Origin of the sequence: Herpetosiphon geysericola (genome assembly GCF_001306135.1) — a bacterium.
Lineage (GTDB): Bacteria > Chloroflexota > Chloroflexia > Chloroflexales > Herpetosiphonaceae > Herpetosiphon > Herpetosiphon geysericola.
Genome location: NZ_LGKP01000007.1, coordinates 112,058 through 128,303, shown reverse-complemented (window position 1 = coordinate 128,303; position 16,246 = coordinate 112,058). Strand labels below are relative to the sequence as shown.

At 50.2% G+C, this 16,246-nt stretch carries 11 protein-coding genes; 3 read left to right on the top strand and 8 right to left on the bottom strand.

The window, feature by feature from the left end:
• Positions 1-332 precede the first annotated feature (332 nt).
• The 7 genes from SE18_RS03445 to SE18_RS03415 all read right to left on the bottom strand — a co-directional run bounded on the left by SE18_RS03445 (position 333) and on the right by SE18_RS03415 (position 9,628).
• Entirely contained in the window at positions 333-1,898 is a 1,566-nt protein-coding gene (locus SE18_RS03445) for a PP2C family protein-serine/threonine phosphatase (RefSeq protein ID WP_054533025.1), read from the bottom strand.
• Entirely contained in the window at positions 1,895-2,845 is a 951-nt protein-coding gene (locus tag SE18_RS03440) for an NHL repeat-containing protein (RefSeq protein ID WP_054533024.1), read from the bottom strand. Before SE18_RS03440 ends, SE18_RS03445 begins: the two co-directional genes overlap by 4 nt.
• Before the next feature lie 19 nt (positions 2,846-2,864).
• Positions 2,865-3,224, bottom strand: a complete 360-nt coding sequence (locus SE18_RS03435; protein WP_054533023.1) for a hypothetical protein — start codon at positions 3,222-3,224, stop codon at positions 2,865-2,867.
• The gene (malQ, locus tag SE18_RS03430) at positions 3,221-4,780 is read right to left on the bottom strand and encodes a 4-alpha-glucanotransferase (protein WP_054533022.1); all 1,560 of its coding nucleotides are present in this window, start codon (positions 4,778-4,780) and stop codon (positions 3,221-3,223) included. The genes SE18_RS03435 and malQ overlap by 4 nt, the downstream gene beginning before the upstream one ends.
• A 295-nt stretch (positions 4,781-5,075) precedes the next feature.
• Positions 5,076-5,864 carry an SAM-dependent methyltransferase gene (locus SE18_RS03425; protein ID WP_054533021.1) on the bottom strand — a complete coding sequence of 263 codons (789 nt, stop codon included), beginning with the start codon at positions 5,862-5,864 and terminating at the stop codon, positions 5,076-5,078.
• Position 5,865: 1 nt separating this feature from the next.
• Complete coding sequence (locus SE18_RS03420; protein ID WP_054533020.1) at positions 5,866-6,459, bottom strand: hypothetical protein; 594 nt, start codon at positions 6,457-6,459, stop codon at positions 5,866-5,868.
• Between the two features lie 16 nt (positions 6,460-6,475).
• On the bottom strand, positions 6,476-9,628 hold the full coding sequence (locus SE18_RS03415) for an AfsR/SARP family transcriptional regulator (RefSeq protein WP_054533019.1): 3,153 nt from the start codon (positions 9,626-9,628) through the stop codon (positions 6,476-6,478).
• A gap of 103 nt (positions 9,629-9,731) precedes the next feature.
• Here SE18_RS03415 and SE18_RS03410 point away from each other — a divergent pair, with 103 nt between their 5' ends.
• Positions 9,732-10,343 (top strand): RNA polymerase sigma factor, encoded by a 612-nt coding sequence (locus tag SE18_RS03410; protein ID WP_054533018.1) that lies wholly within the window; start codon positions 9,732-9,734, stop codon positions 10,341-10,343.
• A 220-nt stretch (positions 10,344-10,563) separates the two neighbouring features.
• On the opposite strand, the gene SE18_RS03405 is transcribed toward SE18_RS03410, so the two are convergent.
• Positions 10,564-12,639: a molybdopterin oxidoreductase family protein gene (locus SE18_RS03405; RefSeq protein ID WP_054533017.1), complete on the bottom strand. Its 2,076-nt coding sequence runs from the start codon at positions 12,637-12,639 to the stop codon at positions 10,564-10,566.
• A gap of 224 nt (positions 12,640-12,863) precedes the next feature.
• Between SE18_RS03405 and hflX the strand changes: the two genes are divergently transcribed.
• Both hflX and SE18_RS03395 read left to right on the top strand, forming a co-directional pair.
• The gene (gene hflX / locus SE18_RS03400; RefSeq protein ID WP_054533016.1) at positions 12,864-14,198 is read left to right on the top strand and encodes a GTPase HflX; all 1,335 of its coding nucleotides are present in this window, start codon (positions 12,864-12,866) and stop codon (positions 14,196-14,198) included.
• 541 nt (positions 14,199-14,739) lie between these two features.
• Positions 14,740-16,194, top strand: coding sequence for a DUF4832 domain-containing protein (locus SE18_RS03395; RefSeq protein WP_054533015.1), 1,455 nt, complete (start codon positions 14,740-14,742; stop codon positions 16,192-16,194).
• Positions 16,195-16,246 lie beyond the last annotated feature (52 nt).

Here is a 16,246-nt window from a genome sequence, read left to right as displayed (position 1 = left end):
TGAGGGCTATAGGCTGGTGGCTATAGGCTATCGGGGAGTAGGAACATAATCACAATAATCTGTGCCAAGCTGTGGCTAAAACGAAGGATGAATTATGAAGGATGAGGGATGAAGTGTCAGCGGGATGAACAGAGATTCACCATGGGCAGCAGCAATAGAATCCAAACAATCTGCGCCAATCTGTGGCGAAAACAAAGGATGAAGGATGAATTATGAGGGATGAATCCAACAGCCTATCGCCTATAGCCTCATTCCCCTTCGTGCAATTCGTGGCTAAAAAAATTAGCTTAGCATAACACCGATCCCCAGTCCCCAGCAACCAATCCCCAACGCTACACAAATTTCAACGCCAACATTGTAATATCATCGTGTTGCTCGGTGTGGTCGGCAAAGCGTTGCACATCGTTGAGCACAGCATCAAGCAAGGCTTGGGCATGAATATCTGCTGGCAACGAGCGCACCAAATCTTCCAAGCGCTCAAAGCCATACATCTCAGCCTCGCCATTCATGGCCTCGACAATTCCATCGGTGAAGAACAACAACATATCGCCTTGGTGGCACTGAATTGGGCTATCTTCGTATTGAATCAAGGGCGTAATGCCTAACGGTAGCGATTGGCCGCGCCCTGTCAAATATTCGGGAAACTCTGGCTGGTTGCGCTGGCTGTGAATTAAAAATGGATAAACTTGGCCTGCATTGGCCCAAACCAATGTCCGATCAAGCGCATCGATGCGGGCATAGCTGACCGCTGCAAACATACTGCGCGGAATATTTTGCACCAAACTGGTGTTGGTTTGATCCAGAATCGCCGCTGGGGTGGCTTGGGTGCCGGCCAATGCGCGCAAGGTGCTATAGGTTGCAACCATCACCAACGCAGCAGGCACACTCTTGCCAGAAACGTCGCCAATCATCAAATCGAGCGTGCTATTGCCTTGGGCGATAACCCCATAGAAATCGCCAGAGGTTTCGCGTTGGGGCAGACAAATTGCGGCAACTTCGAGGCCTGCAACGCTTGGCAAGCGCTTGGGTAATAAGGCTTGTTGTACGTTGCGGGCAATTTCTAGCTCGCGCTGCAAGCGTTCGTGTTCGCTTTGCTCGGTGTAGAGTTCGGCAATTCGTTGCGACATCAGGTTAAACGTGTGAGTCAGATCGGTTAATTCATCGGCAACCCGTTGCTCGTTGGGCAAGGTATGGCCGAGATGACCGTCTGCAAGTTGCAACGCGCCTTGTTTTAAGCGCTGAAGTGGCCGATTAACCACGACTACCGTTGCCAACCAAGCACAGGCAATCGCCACCACGCTGCCGCCAATAATTAATGGCAACAACTGGTTGATCAACGATTGTTGGGTCAGGTCACGCGCCTCGACCGAAAGCGAAGCCTCAACAATTGCAATCACATATGGCTGGCCCTGGGCATCGTTGACGACAATCGGCGCAACCAAGCCATAATACGAGCCAAATTCATCGGCGTAGCGCACTGCGTGGCGTTGGCGATCTTCAAAGGCGGCCCAATGCTCTGGCGTATCGTAAAAGAAGGGATAATTGATCCCAGTATTATCAACATCAACCCAATAATACAAGCGATGTTGTTTAATATCGCGGCGCAAAATGCCAATAAAACCCACATTGGCCGCAGTTTGGGCTTGAGCCAATTGCTTTTGTAGGGTTGTATATTCTTCGGTATATAAATCGGCAGGCGTATTAATTTGGTTCAACAACGCCGGATCAAGCTCGCGGGCAATTAATTCGACCACCCGCGCCAAACGGGTATCCATTTCGCGCTGCCAGCGTTGATTGGTTTCGCGGTAAAAGCTGAGGCCAGCAAACCCCAGCGTCGCAATAATAATTAATTGGAGCGGCAATAAAACCTTGATAATCAGCGGAATACGCAATTTCATTGCTTGCTCTCCAATAGGCGTTGTGGATTGCTGCCATCGGCGTTGAAGCGCCAGATCGTGTTGTTGTAGGCATCGGCAGCATACACATGATTGTTGTGAAACGCCAAACCAAAGACTTGCCAACGCTCAATTGCGGGCGCAAAGGCCGCAATTGGCTGGCCATCGTGGCTCAAACGCTGAATCCGTTGGTTGCCCATATCGCCAACATAAATATCGCCAGTTGCTTGATCAAGCGCAATATTTAGCGGATAGGCAAACTCGCCAAGGTTGCTGCCATAGCGGCCAATTACCCGCAAAAATTGCAACGAGATTGTATCGCCAGCCTCGTGCAGCGAGAATTCTTGAATTCGGCCATTGAACGAATCGACGACATAGACGTGTTTGCGTTCGCGATCAACAACTAAATCGCTGAGGCCGCTAAATTCTTCGTTGCCATTGCCAAACTGGCCAAAAAACTCGGCTAGTTGGCGGCCATCACGCTGATAGACCACGACGCGATTTGCTTTGTAGTTGGCGACCCAAATTCGGTCGGCACTATCAACCGTCACGCCATATGGCTCGTTGGTTGGCTCATCCAGCGCTGGATCATAATCGTTGCCGCCAAACTCGCGGCCAAAGCTGCCATCAGGCTCGAAACTACGCACGCCGTCGTGCACCAAGGTTGCTTCATCGTTGTAGATAAAATTGCCAATATACAGCGTGCCTTGGCTATCGCGCCCAAGATCCCAGCCAGAATGAATGTTGCTTGGGCCAACCCCAAAAACCCCAATGCTGGCCGTAATTTGGCCATTGGATTCAAGTTGGGCAATGCGATAATTGCCGCGATCAGTCACATACAGTTGCTGATCATCAACAACCGCAACCCCATTTGGTCGCAGCAAGTGTTGGGGTTGCTGACTACAGCCAGCCAACAACCCCACAAGCAAGAATGAAAGCCAACGGCGCATGCATGCTCCAGCAAGGGTTTTATAGCCCAAAACGGCCTAGTTTGAGTAACGCGCCGAGAATGCCGGTTAATCCAGTTAGGCCATAGAGGGCAATAATGGCAATTGTTTGAGGCTCAAGGCGCAAGCTACTGCTGCGGCTTTGGGTTGGTTTGATCTCAATCCGCTGGCCACGCCAGTATTGCACCTGTGAGCTATTGCTAAAGCGCGTTGAACCTTGGCGATTCTGCCAGATTTGCCAAGCAACCCAGAGCAAAAAGCCACAGCCCACAAAAACCAAGCCCACGCGTATCAGATTGGGCATCGTCCAAACCTGATTGCGAATCACAAACAGGCCCACAACTGCCAAGATTGCCGGAATCCAAGAACGATCAAATCTCATAGTTCGCTGGTTTCTTGTAAGTCAAAGTAGGGCGGAGCGTTGGGATCAAGCTCTTTGCTAAGCGCAGGTTGTGCCAAGCGCCCATACACTTCAGCTAACCCATAGAGCGAATGGGCTAAATCGTAGGATAACTGGTCGGGCTTGATCCGCCATGACCAATTGCCGCCAGTTAAGCCTGGCCGATTCATACGGGCTTCGGTGCCAAGATCAAGCGCATCTTGCATTGGGATTATCACCGTGTCGGCAACTGAGGCATACAAGGTACGAATCATCGTCCAAACAAGGGCCTCTTCGCCACAATGCAAATAGGTGCGGGCGCGATGCTGTTCTTCTGGGCCTGCACTATTGTACCAGCCGCGCGAGGTGTCATTATCGTGCGAGCCAGTGTAGGCAACCGTATTTTGCACGTAGGTATGCGGCAAGAAGTTCGATTGGAACGCGCCTGAGGTGAAGGCAAATTGCAAAATTCGCATGCCAGGTAGGGCAAATTGATCACGTAATTGATAGACATCGGGCGTGATCATGCCCAAATCCTCGGCAATTAACGGCAGGCTGCCAAACGCTTGGGCAATTGCTTGGAAGAAATCAGCACCTGGGCCACGGCGCCATTCGCCATTGACCGCAGTTTCTTCGCTGGCTGGCACGGCCCAATAGCCAGCAAAGCCGCGGAAGTGATCGATGCGCACAATATCGACAGTGCGCAAACTGGCGCTAATCCGTTGTTGCCACCATTGATAGCCATCTTGGGCCATCACATCCCAACGATAGAGCGGGTTGCCCCAGCGTTGACCAGTGGCCGAAAAATAATCTGGTGGAACGCCAGCAATATCAACCGGATTGCCATCGGGGTGCAACAAGAACAGGCTGCGATTGCCCCAAACATCGGCGCTATCGTGGGCCACAAAAATTGGAATATCGCCAACAATCTTGATGTCGCGCTCGTTGGCATAGCGCTTCAGATCATCCCATTGATTGAAGAAGGCCCATTGCAAAAACTTATGAAACTGTACATCGTCGGCGAGTTTCTGGCTCCATTCGGCCACAGCCTCAGGCTCATGCAAGGCAATCGCGCTATCCCAGGTTGTCCACGAAGCGCCAGCGTGAGCAGCTTTGCAGGCCATGAATAGGGCATAATCGTCGAGCCAAGCTTGTTCGGCAGCACAAAATGCGTTAAAACCACGATCGTCAGCTTGGGCTTTGAAATTTTCAAAGGCTGTGCGCAGCAATTGCAATTTGGCCGGAATCACCGCGCCAAAATCGACGCTTTCGCTGGGCAAATTGGTTAATTGCTCCAAATCCCATTGAGCGAGCAAATTAATCCGCGCCAAATAATCGGGGCTAATCAACATATGGTTGCCAGCAAAGGCCGAAAAACATTGATACGGCGAATCGCCATAGCCCGTTGGCCCAAGCGGCAAAATTTGCCAGAGTCGTGCGCCAGCGGCTTGCAGCCAATCAACAAATTGATAGGCTTCGCTGCCAAGGTCGCCAATGCCATAGCGACCATGCAACGACGTGGGGTGCAGAAGAATCCCCGCAGCTCGTTCGAATGTCATCGAACTACCTCCAACTATCGGTGAGTATCAAGCAAGTTCTCAAGTATGTCCTTGGTATGATAGCATAGAGACGGATGAGGAAAGGATGAAGGATGAATTATGAATTATGAAGAAGACCATAAAAAAGGCAGAAGTCAAAAGGCAAAAGGCAAAAAGGCTATGGATTGATGGCTCTAGGCTATTGGATGAGCGGAACATGCTGTGGATGCTCAGTTAATCCCAAACCCAAAAGCCAAAAGCCAATAGCCAATAGCCCATAACTCAACGCCATAGCCCAAAGCCAATAACCCCAACTCTACAACAAGCCAAACTCGCGGGCCAAGGTTTGGTCGAATTCGGCCTCGCCGTGGGCTGGAACATACAAGGTTGCATAGGCCGAAACGTGCTGTTCAGCCAAAGCGTTAAGCTGCACATGGCAAATTGTTGGCTCTTCGATTGGCAAAATTGCTGCTTGATAAATTATTACTTCGTGCTGCTCAGGATAGAAATGTTGTAAATGAGCCACCAAGCGGGCTAGCCCAGCGCGTGGATCAAGCCCAGCATGCACAACCTTGAAATAGCCAATTACCCCAATTTGCCATAAAACCAAGGGTGTCGTTGGGTCAAAACGCCGTGGCCGCAGCAAAAAATCGCTGGCCTCGTAGCTTTGATAGCCATGCAAGCCAGGATCGAGCGCCAAATCAGCAAATAGACAGGCCTCGGCAGAAATCCCAGGCAGCACATGCACTGTCACTCCTTCCCGCTGCCCGCGCTGCACTAAATCGCTGGTTGGGGTCACAAACACGCTTGGATGGCCATAAAACGCCACACACACCCGCTTGCCTGCCTCGACCGCTGCCCAAATATGCGCGACCATGGCGTGATACACCTGTTCGCGTGGTAGATCTGCTTGGTAAAAATGGGCCAACGATTCAGCATGCGGATTCAGCTTGTGAATCCATTGATCGGCCAGCGGGTGCATCACCAAATAAAAAGTTTGATCGGCTTTGCTAATCCATGCATGAGCTTCATTGGTTAAATGGGCGATCATCGTAATGCCAGTGCCGACCAGCGTTAGTGAGCCGTGATTGCTTGGGTTTGGCATCTTATTGCGGTTGCTCGTCAAAGCCAATTTCAAATAATGGTGGCTGATCGTCTTTTTGGCGATGATAGATAAAATTGGTTAATTGGGTGTACACCGGACGGGTTCTGCCAACCAAAATATAATTATTGGCTGGAATAGTTAATTGAATTGGAATATTGGCGCAATTATAGGTTGGATTTTCAATTTGCTCTTTGCTGCGGATATACAAGACTTGCGGTATATCAGCGGGATCATTGGGATCGACATAACACACATGTAAATCAAAATAAGGATTTCCGCTAGAATCTTCGATCATATAACTATGATTGAGCAACCAGCAAGTAACCGTATAATCTTTGGATTTATCGAGGGCTTCGATAAAGACATTCATATACGATGAAACGATAACATCGATATTGGTATAGGTTCTGGTTTCTGGCGCGATTTGGCCAAGACTACGCAACGTCATCACAGTCGTAATTTCTTGCACTGGATCTTGTTTGGGTAAGCTTTGGCCAAGGCCTGCTTGGGCTAAAAATGCTTGAGGATCGTGCTTAAATGAGGCTAGACGGCTGGGATCATCGACGAGGTTCTGGACGAAATCGACCATATCCATGAATCTGTTCCTCCTACTAAACCGCAAGTTTTTGGCTTTGCTCAATTTGGCTTAAACAAAGCGCAACGTCGGCTTCGATTCCTGCCAGTTCAGCTTTAACGTGGCTGTTGTGATTGACACTATGCTGCTGTGGTTGTAAACGATTAAGCAAGTGTTTGGTTTCAGCGCTACAGGCTGGATGCTGCAATATGCGCTGCCAGAGTTCGAGCCAATGACTTGGCTGGCCTGTACAAACCTCCTGCCAAAGCTGAAGCACTGTCGCATAGCATTCTAGTAACAACGGAATCTCTTGACGTTGTTGGGCGATTGCAATGGCCCGCGCCAACCATGGTTGAACATGCTGAAATTGACGTTGAGCCAATTCTAGTTGAGCAATGTGCAAGGCAGCTCGCCCAATCATCGCCTCAACACCTAGCTCTTGGAAGATGGCAAACGCTTTGTGTAAATAGCCAGCGCTTTGCTGATACTCTTCGCGCCGCAACGCCAACATGCCCATTTGATCGCGAATTAATGCCTCGCCAAGTGGCGTTTTGAGTTGATAGGCCAAATCGAGGCTGGCTTCAAAGTAGTGTTCTGCCTGATCATACTTGGCTTGAGCCAGGGCCACAACTCCTAAAAAACGTTGACTATGGCATAAGCCCCAGCCATGCTTTTGGGCTTGATAGTGTGCGCTACAAGTCAAAAACGCCTCTTCGGCAGCGTGCCAATTACCTTGCGCCAAGCGCACAGCCCCAATCGACAACCAAGTATCGCTCATTTTAATCTGGTCGTTAATTGCTTCTGCTTGGGCTAAACAGCGTTGCAATAAATCTAAGGCCCGCGTGTATTCACCGCGCCGCTGGGTAATTACACCGAGTTGCTTGTAAATGAATAATAACTCGTTAGCATTTTGTAGCTGCAACTGCTCAAGCAACTCGATACATTGTTGTAATAATTGCTCAGCATGAGCTAATTCGCCCAAAATATACTGAAATTCGGCATAGCACGAAACAATTCGCACAATAATTAATCCGATTGGCTGATTGTGCAATAATTGCTCAGCAATAGTTGTAATTAATTCGGCAGCTGGCTCGAAAAGTTGTTTGCCTTCAAGTTCGCGGTTGCGAATTGCAAAAAAATCGTGTAAGGCAATACAATACGCGCCAAGAATTTGAATTTGCTGTGTTTGGACTGCCCACAGCCAGCCAGCGCGCAGATTATCCAGCTCTTGCTCCAAAACAAACAAGGCTTGTTGGCTGGCATTGCCATGAATCAACGGCTCTTGCTGCTGGCTCAATTGGCCAAAATAGCTGGCATGATGCTGATAGAGGTTGTGTTGGTCGGGCATGGTTTGTTGAAGCTTAGATTGGGCAAATTGATGCAATAACGGGTGCAAGCCATAGCGGGTTTGCTGGTGCTGCACTTCAAGCATTAACAGCGATTTGGCATGAAAATTGGCCAAAACTGGCAGATCGACTGCTGCAATCGCTGCTGCTGCTTGGGCATCGAAGCTGCTGGGAAACACCGCCAAGCGCGCTAAACAAGCCTGTTCATGTTGATCGAGCAATTGCCATGAATAATCGAAGGCTGCTTGAATGCTGCGATGGCGGGTTGGAATATCAACCACATCGCTGTGAAAAAGCTGCATATCTTGGCGGAGTGCCTGCACAATTTCGTTGCCGCTGCGAATCGTCATCCATGGGGCGATTAATTCAATTGCCAGCGGCAAGCCATGCACCATTTGGCAAATTTGGCCAATTGCTTGGCGCTCGGCGGGCGCATAATCGGCTAAATTGGCCGATTTGCCTTGGCGTTGCAAGCAATTCATAAATAGATCAAGCGCTGCAAAATGCTGGAATTGTTCAGCGAGCAAGGGCGAATATTCTGCATCAACATCGATCTCTGGATAGGCCAAGCCCGCTAATTCCAACACATATTCGTTTTGGAGCCGCATGCGCTCGCGCGAACCGATGATCAAGCGCAATTGGGGAAGCTGCTGAAGCAGGCTGCTCAAGGCTAGGCGCGCGCTGGTGGCCAGTAATTCGCCATTATCGATGATGATCAGTAGCTCTTGGGTTTGGATTTGGCGAATGATGTGCTCGACGAAATCGCTGTTGCGGGGCGGCGCGAGGCTGAGCGTTTGAATCAAGGCCAAGAGCACAGGCTCGGCCTCTAAAAGCTGGGGCTGTTGATCAGGGCTGACCAACGAACAATAAAAAACGCCATTGCTGGCTGCCCCAAGATAATCATTGACCACCTTCCAGCCAAAGGTCAGGGCTAGCTGGGTTTTGCCACTGCCACCAGCGCCCATAATCGTCAAAAGTTGATGTTGTTCGGCTGCAAGCCAATGGGTTAGGCGTTCTAGCTCATTTTGGCGGCCATACAGCAGCGGAGTTGCGCGTATCAGGCGCTGTGGGCGTTGAGCTGGTGTGGCCAAAATTTGGCGTTGCAAGGCTGCGCTAGCCGGTTCAGGTTGTAATCCATATTCACGCTCTAGCACCTGTTCGAGCACGCGATATTGGCGCAAGGCTGTGTGCCGCTGGCCTGTGCGCATCAACAATACCATTAACTGGCGTTGCGCGACCTCATCGCACGCATCGAGCGTAACCAAGCGTTGGAGCCAACGAATGGCCTCGTTGTAGTTGCTGACGAGGCTATAGCGTTCGATCAAGCGGCGCAGCGCGCCGAAGGTTTGTTGGCGCCAATATTCTGCTTGCTGAAGCTGCCATGTGCCAAAGCCTTCTGCATCGCGCAAATAAAAACCGTTTAAGAAATCGCCCTGATAGTGCTCGATTGCGCTGGCTAAGTCCTCGGTTGAGCTAGCTGGATTTGCGTAAATTTTGGCGCAATAGTGCAGATCAAGCCAATAGGTTGCTTGCGGGTGCAGCCCAATCGTGTGGCGTGTGACCTCAATAAATGGATTGAGCGCTTTACGTAATTGATTGAGCGTTAGGCGCAGATTGCCCGCCGTGCGCTCTGCAGATAAATCATCCCATAATAACTGAGCCAATACCTCGCGTTCGTGAGGATAGGGATTGACCGCAAGGTAGGTTAGAAGCGCTTCGACTTTGCGGGTTGGCAGATCGCTAATTCGTTGATTATCGATAAAGATTCGCAAACCACCAAAAACGTGAATCCGTAAACTTGGCACCGATTGAGCCGAATCATCAGGCTGAGGCGTGACATTCACGGAGCTACATCTCCCATAAAACGATTTTGAAACGCTGCGCTGTTATGCTTTGAATTGTAGCAGACCTACTAACGGATATTCAATAGCTAGTGAAGGATGCGCTATGAACAGCGATGTTTGCAATCAAAACCAACCCAGCGAAACAGTGGCCATACAACTCGTCGAACAAATTTGTCGCGGCGAACAGGCTGCAATTTGGGAGTTGTATAGTTTGTATCAAGCTGAACTTTCGCGCCAATGTTTAATCTGGATGCATGGTAATGCGCACGATGCTGATGAAGCCTTGAGCCGTTTGGTGCTCAAAGTGTGGGAATCGTTGCCGCGTCATGCCCATAAAATTACCAATGCTAAGGCTTGGCTGATGCGCATGGCCTATAACTTGTGCATTGATCTGCATCGCCAGCAGCAACGCGAACTCAAACGCTTACAACCGCTTGATAGCTTGTTGTCCAATGATGAAAGTATGCCGCAGAGCGCCACGCCCTCGCCAGAAACTGCCTTGCTCAAGCGCGAAGTCTATGAAACGATCAATCAAGCCTTGCAAGCATTGTCACCGCGCCTTAACAGCACCTTTTCCTTGTGGTTCTACAACGATATGTCGTGCGATGCGATTGCTCAGCACCAAGGAATCTCGCTGGCCAATGTCTATAAGCGCTTGCAGCAAGCCCGCGATATGCTCCAACCCCAATTACGCCCAACCACGGTCGAGGGGTGAACGAAAGGATGAAGGATGAAGGATGAAGGATGAAGGATGAAATGCCAAATCAAAAGGCAAAAGGCAGAAATCAGAAGGATGAGGGATGAAGGATGAATTATGAGGGATGAAATTTAACCACGAAGAACGCGGAGTTTTGTTGGGATCAAGCTTCGTGCTCTTCGTGCTCTTCGTGGTTTCGTCCTTCGTGCTCTTCGTGCTCTTCGTGGTTTCGTTAACCTTATGCGCTGGCCTCAACCTCGACAACGATGCCATTTAATGCAGCGTTGCCACTAAGGGGATCGATCGCTTGGTCATCGGTTAAGTCGTTGATGCTGCTGCCAGGGCGGGCTTGAGCAATCTGCAATTTCGTATCTGGGTAGCGATGACCCCAGCCATGAGGCAAGCTGACAACGCCAGGCATCATTACTTGGTTAATTTCTAAGCTTGCTTCAATGCTGCCAACCTGCGAGCTGATTTTAACAGTTTGACCATGCTGCAAGTGGCGTTGCTCAGCATCGTCTGGGTGCATTTGCAAGGTACAACGATCATCGCCCTTAACCAAGCGTTGACTATTGTGCATCCATGAATTGTTGCTACGCAGTTGGCGTCGACTAATCAAACGTAATTGCTTGCTTGGCGCTTGCTGCAATAACTCGGCCAAGCGATCCAAATCATTGGCAATTGCTGGCGGAATCAGCTGAATCTGTTTATCGTCGGTAAATAAGCGCTCTGGCAGCCGTGGCTGCAATGGCCCAAGGTCGATGCCATGCGGCTGTTGGGCCAATTCGCTGAGCTGAATCGCATATGGCCCTGAGCGCAATCCACGTTCAAGCATCGCTTTTGGCGGAAAGATGCGGTTCTCTTTTTCGCTCAGACGTTGGGTCAATTCGCCAAAAATTTGCCAATCGTGGCGCGCATGCTCATCGATTTCAAATAGCGCAGGGCTGTATTTGGCGGTGTTGCGAATTGCCAAATTGTGAAATAGCACATCATAATGATCATGCTCCAAGGGCGAGCTTGGCGGCAAAATCAAATGGGCATGGCGGGTTGTTTCATTCAAATAAAAATCAATCGAGAGCATAAACTCAAGCCCAGCCAAGGCCCGATCAAGTTGCTGACCATTAGGCGTTGATAAAACTGGGTTGCCTGCCGAGGTGATTAAGCCGCGAATTTGGCCTTCGCCAGGAGTTAACATTTCTTCGGCCATTGCAGCCGAAGGCAATTCGCCAGCAAATTCTGGTAAGTTGCGCACGCGGGTATGCCAGCGGCCAACATTGCCTTTGCTGCCAAGCGGCAAGGTATCGAAGGCAGGCGTGGTAAACATCGAGCCGCCCTCGCGATCCAGATTACCAGTGATGATGTTGAGCACCTGAATCAGCCATTGGCTCAGCGTGCCAAACTGCTGGATCGAAACGCCAATCCTGCCATAACAGACAGCGCTGCTGGCATGCGCAAAATCATGGGCTAGTTGCAGAATGGTGCTGGCGGCGACTCCTGAAATCGCAGCGACCGCAGCAGGGCTAAACCGCTCGAACAAGCTTTCCAGTTCGTCAAGGCCATGGGTAAAACCAGCTAAGCGCCCAGGATTAGCCCAGCCTTCCTTGAGAATTGTGTGAATCAGCGCCGCCAAAACTAAGCCATCGCTACCTGGCTGAATAAAATAATGTTGATCGGCCAGTTGGGCAGTTTCGGTTTGGCGTGGATCAAAGACCACGATTTGGCCGCCACGCTGCTGAATGGCCTTCAAACGGCGTTTGATATCGGGAGCGCTCATAATGCTGCCATTTGAAACCGCCGGATTCGCCCCAAACATCAATAAAAACTGGGTTCGATCGAGATCGGGAATTGGCAGCATCAATTGATGTCCATACATGTGATAAACCACCAATTGATGGGGCCATTGATCGACTGAACTGGCCGAAAAGCGGTTTTTGGTACGTAAGCTGCGCACGAATGCGCCAGCCCCCAAGGCCGTGCCAAGATTGTGCACCGAAGGATTACCCTGATAAATCGCGATGCTATCGGGGCCATAGCGAGCCTGAAGCTGCTTTAATTGGCTGGCAGCATAATCAAACGCTTCGTCCCAACCGATTGCATGCCAGCCATCAGCGCGGCGTTGCAACGGCTGGCGCAAGCGATCAGGGTCGTGGTGAATATCGCCAAGCGCGCTCCCTTTGGGGCAAATATGGCCGCGACTAAGCGGATCTGCCTGATCGCCACGAATCTGCTTAACTGTGCCATCGGCCACCGTAATCGCCAAGCCACACATCGCCTCGCAGAGTGGGCAGGTTCGATAATGGATCTGTTCAGTCATCGCTACGCCTCCTTGCGTCACACAATTAACCCCATTATCGCATAGCAAAATCAGTCGTGCGAGGGATGAGCCATGGCCAAAATTATGCTACAGTATCAGCAAAGAGCAACCACAGCGTATCCTTGGTGAAAGGCGGAACTCAAATGATCAAGTTATGGTAAAAGAACAACATTATCGATTTTGCAGTTAATCACGCTGTGGGCAGAAAAATTTTAAGGAGTTGTATGAGTAATACCGTTCGGGAAAAAATGCATGTTACCGCCAAACCTAAGGAACGCGCCCTGTTAGTTGGGGGCGATGTTTATAATAACCGCGAAGCTTGGCACATCGACGATTCACTCGATGAATTGGCCTTGCTCGCCGATACCGCTGGCCTCGAAGTGGTTGGCACGGTTTCGCAAAAGCTTGATCATCCTAATCCCAAAACCTATATCGGGCCAGGCAAAGTGCGCGAAGTTGCTGATTTGCGTTCGGAAACGCCCTATGATGTGGTGATTTTCGACGAGGAGCTTTCGCCTTCGCAAGCCCGTAACCTCGAAGAACTGATCAAAGTTAAGGTGATTGATCGCACGACCTTGATTTTGGATATTTTTGCTCAACATGCCCGCACCCGCGAAGGGAGTTTGCAGGTTGAGCTTGCTCAATACGATTATTTGCTGCCGCGTTTGCGTCGCGCTTGGACGCACCTTGAGCGCCAATCTGGCGGCGGTGGCGGCGGTTCAGGGGTCGGGGTTGGTTTGCGCGGGCCTGGTGAAACCCAGCTCGAAAGCGACCAACGGATTATTGGCAAACGCATTGCCTTGTTGAAAGAGCAATTGGCCGATGTGCATCGCCACCGCGAGCTGTATCGCCAAAATCGCCAAGAATCGGGCTTGCCGATCATTTCGGTGGTTGGCTATACTAACGCTGGCAAATCGACCCTGCTCAATCGCTTGGCCCAAGCAGATGTGCTGGCCGCAGATATGTTGTTTGCCACGCTCGACCCAACTACGCGCAAGGTTGCCTTGCCTGGTGGCCGTGCAGTATTGATGACCGATACCGTCGGTTTTATTCAACGCTTGCCAACTGCCTTGGTCGCTGCGTTTCGCGCTACCTTGGAAGAAATCGCCGAAGCCGATGTATTGTTGCACGTTTTGGATTTGACTCATCCGAATGTTGAAGAACAATTCAAAACCGTGATGGATACGCTCAGCGAGCTAAAAGTCCAAGATAAGCCAATTCTGACGGTCTTCAACAAAATCGACAAAATCGATGTACCGAGCGACACTGAAATTGTACGCATGATCACCGAGTTGGGCTTGCCAATCGACCGCTGGGTGGCGATTTCGGCCCAACAAAACATCGGGATTGATCGCTTGCAAGCGGCAATTGAGCAAATGTTGATGGAGCGTATGGTCAAATTCGAGGTCATGATTCCCTACAAAGCCAACGAGCTTGTGGCGCTTTGGCACGAACGTGGCATGATCGAAAGCGAAGAATTTGGCGAAGAAGGCACGACAATTAAGGGTGCAGTGCCACGCCAATTTGCCCATCGCTACGAGCAATATCGCCTGAAATAATTTTATTTTGCCCAGAGCTGCGTTTGATTGCTTGTCGATCGAACGCAGCTTTTTTGATCCACGAAGGAACACGAAGGGCACGAAGGGCTATAACCGCGAAGGCCACGAAGAACGCGAAGGGCACGAAGGTTACATTTTTGGCCACAGATTGGCACAGATTGTTTGGATGCTGTTCCTTCTGTCCATGATGGATCTCTGTTTATCCCGCTGGCCCTTCATTCTTCATCCCTCATCCTAATTTTAGCCACAGATTGCACAGATTGATGTGATTATTGTTCCCATAGCCCAAAGCCTTATTCCTGACCCTTTCTGACTTTTGACTTTTGACTTTTGACTTTTCTCTGTGCCTCTGCGTTAATAGTTTGGCTACGAATTGCACGAATGATGAGTTTTTGAGCTACAGATTATTAATTTCTAATGCCCAAAGCCTAATACCTGACCCCTGAACCCTTTTTTCTTTTGCTTTCTGATGTTCATCCTTATTCCTGACTGCGCAACAATCGATGCTAGAATAATGATGATTGGTATAAAGGATTGGGCAATGCGAACAGTTAAGGTGCTGATTGGGCTTTTGGTAGTGGCTGGATTGGGCGTGGTTTGGTATGTGCTGCGGCCTCAAACTAGCCCAAATTGGCAAATATTCACGCCAACGATTATTCCAATTGAGCAAGCAGAGCTAGCCAATCCTGGGCGCGGGCTGTATCAATGGCGCGGCCAAACCATGATTTGCCCAGCAAAATTAATTTCGAATCGCGAGCGCTACGATCGTTGGACGTGGGCGGCGCTTGAGCCAAGTGAAAATCACTATAACTGGCAGCCGATCCACCAATTGTTGGATAGTGCAGAAGCGCAAGGCCAGCGGGTTTGGCTTGGGTTAGGCGCGAGTGCTGGCCCAAGCAGCAATGGCCCATTTATGCCTGAATATTTGCAACAGGCTGCATTTGGCGCCAGCTTCGAGGGCGATTGGTATCCAAATTACAATCATGACTATGTGCAAGCGCGACTTGAAGCCTTGCTCGATGGCTTTGTGGCCGAATTTGCTGGCGATCAGCGGATTTTGGGCGTGCAGATGCGTAGTTATGGCCGCTATGGCGAGGGCTATTTGCCGTGGAATGCTGATAAAAGCCATGTGATGTGGGCCAATGAGGATACTGCTCGATGGCTAGTTGATAGTTGGCACACTCGGCTTAGCCAGCATTTCCTCATTTCGATTCCGCTAAGCAAGAATCCAGTGTTTTACTATGCGATGACCAAGCAGCCCTATTGGAGCATCACCCGCGATGCGTTGGGCATGCCTGAGCAAATGCAAAATATCGACCAACTGATCCAAAGTGAGATAACGGTTGATGGCCAAGCAATTGGCCCATTGGTCGCTGAACGTTGGAAAGTAGCGCCAATTTTTAGCGAGATGATTGGCGAATATGGCGAGCACGATTATAGCGGCCAGTTTTTGGCTGCCCAAACTCAGGTTATTTCCTATCATATTTCGTATGTGAGCAATGGTAATTTTGCCCAGCCCTATCGTGAAGGGCCGTGGGATTTTTGGCGTGATCCAGTTAATTGCCCTGAACAAGCAAGCAACTGGACGCAGGCTGATATTCACAATTTTGGGCTGGCTGGCACATTAGCTGGCTATCGCTATGCGCCAAGCAGCATCAAACTCGCCGTTCGCGATCAGCAACTGCACCTCGAAAGCACATGGCAAAATGCAGGAGTTGCCCCGATTTATGAGCGCTGGCCGTTGGTATGGCAAGTGCGCGATCGCGCTCAGACAGTGGTGTGGCAAGCAGAAGCGAGCCTTGATTTGCGCCTGGTGCTGCCAAGCCAAGCCTATCAACATAGCCAGCAATTTGATCAATTTTCGTTGCCAGCAGGCGAATACGAAGTGAGCATCGTTGCACCTGCAATCAATCGCTATGTGCAGCCGTTACAGTTGGCGATCGAAGGCAAGCAGGATGATGGCCGCTATCGACTTGGAACTCTGAGCATTCATTAATATCTCATTTTGGGCCGAATCAGAAAAACGTGGCACAATACAAGCAAGGCTT

Bases quoted from the DNA above. Each gene is read 5' to 3' on its own strand.
- SE18_RS03445 (WP_054533025.1), bottom strand. From the start codon at position 1,898: ATGAAATTGCGTATTCCGCTGATTATCAAGGTTTTATTGCCGCTCCAA.
- SE18_RS03440 (WP_054533024.1), bottom strand. From the start codon at position 2,845: ATGCGCCGTTGGCTTTCATTCTTGCTTGTGGGGTTGTTGGCTGGCTGT.
- SE18_RS03435 (WP_054533023.1), bottom strand. From the start codon at position 3,224: ATGAGATTTGATCGTTCTTGGATTCCGGCAATCTTGGCAGTTGTGGGC.
- malQ (WP_054533022.1), bottom strand. From the start codon at position 4,780: ATGACATTCGAACGAGCTGCGGGGATTCTTCTGCACCCCACGTCGTTG.
- SE18_RS03425 (WP_054533021.1), bottom strand. From the start codon at position 5,864: ATGCCAAACCCAAGCAATCACGGCTCACTAACGCTGGTCGGCACTGGC.
- SE18_RS03420 (WP_054533020.1), bottom strand. From the start codon at position 6,459: ATGGATATGGTCGATTTCGTCCAGAACCTCGTCGATGATCCCAGCCGT.
- SE18_RS03410 (WP_054533018.1), top strand. From the start codon at position 9,732: ATGAACAGCGATGTTTGCAATCAAAACCAACCCAGCGAAACAGTGGCC.
- SE18_RS03405 (WP_054533017.1), bottom strand. From the start codon at position 12,639: ATGACTGAACAGATCCATTATCGAACCTGCCCACTCTGCGAGGCGATG.
- hflX (WP_054533016.1), top strand. From the start codon at position 12,864: ATGAGTAATACCGTTCGGGAAAAAATGCATGTTACCGCCAAACCTAAG.
- SE18_RS03395 (WP_054533015.1), top strand. From the start codon at position 14,740: ATGCGAACAGTTAAGGTGCTGATTGGGCTTTTGGTAGTGGCTGGATTG.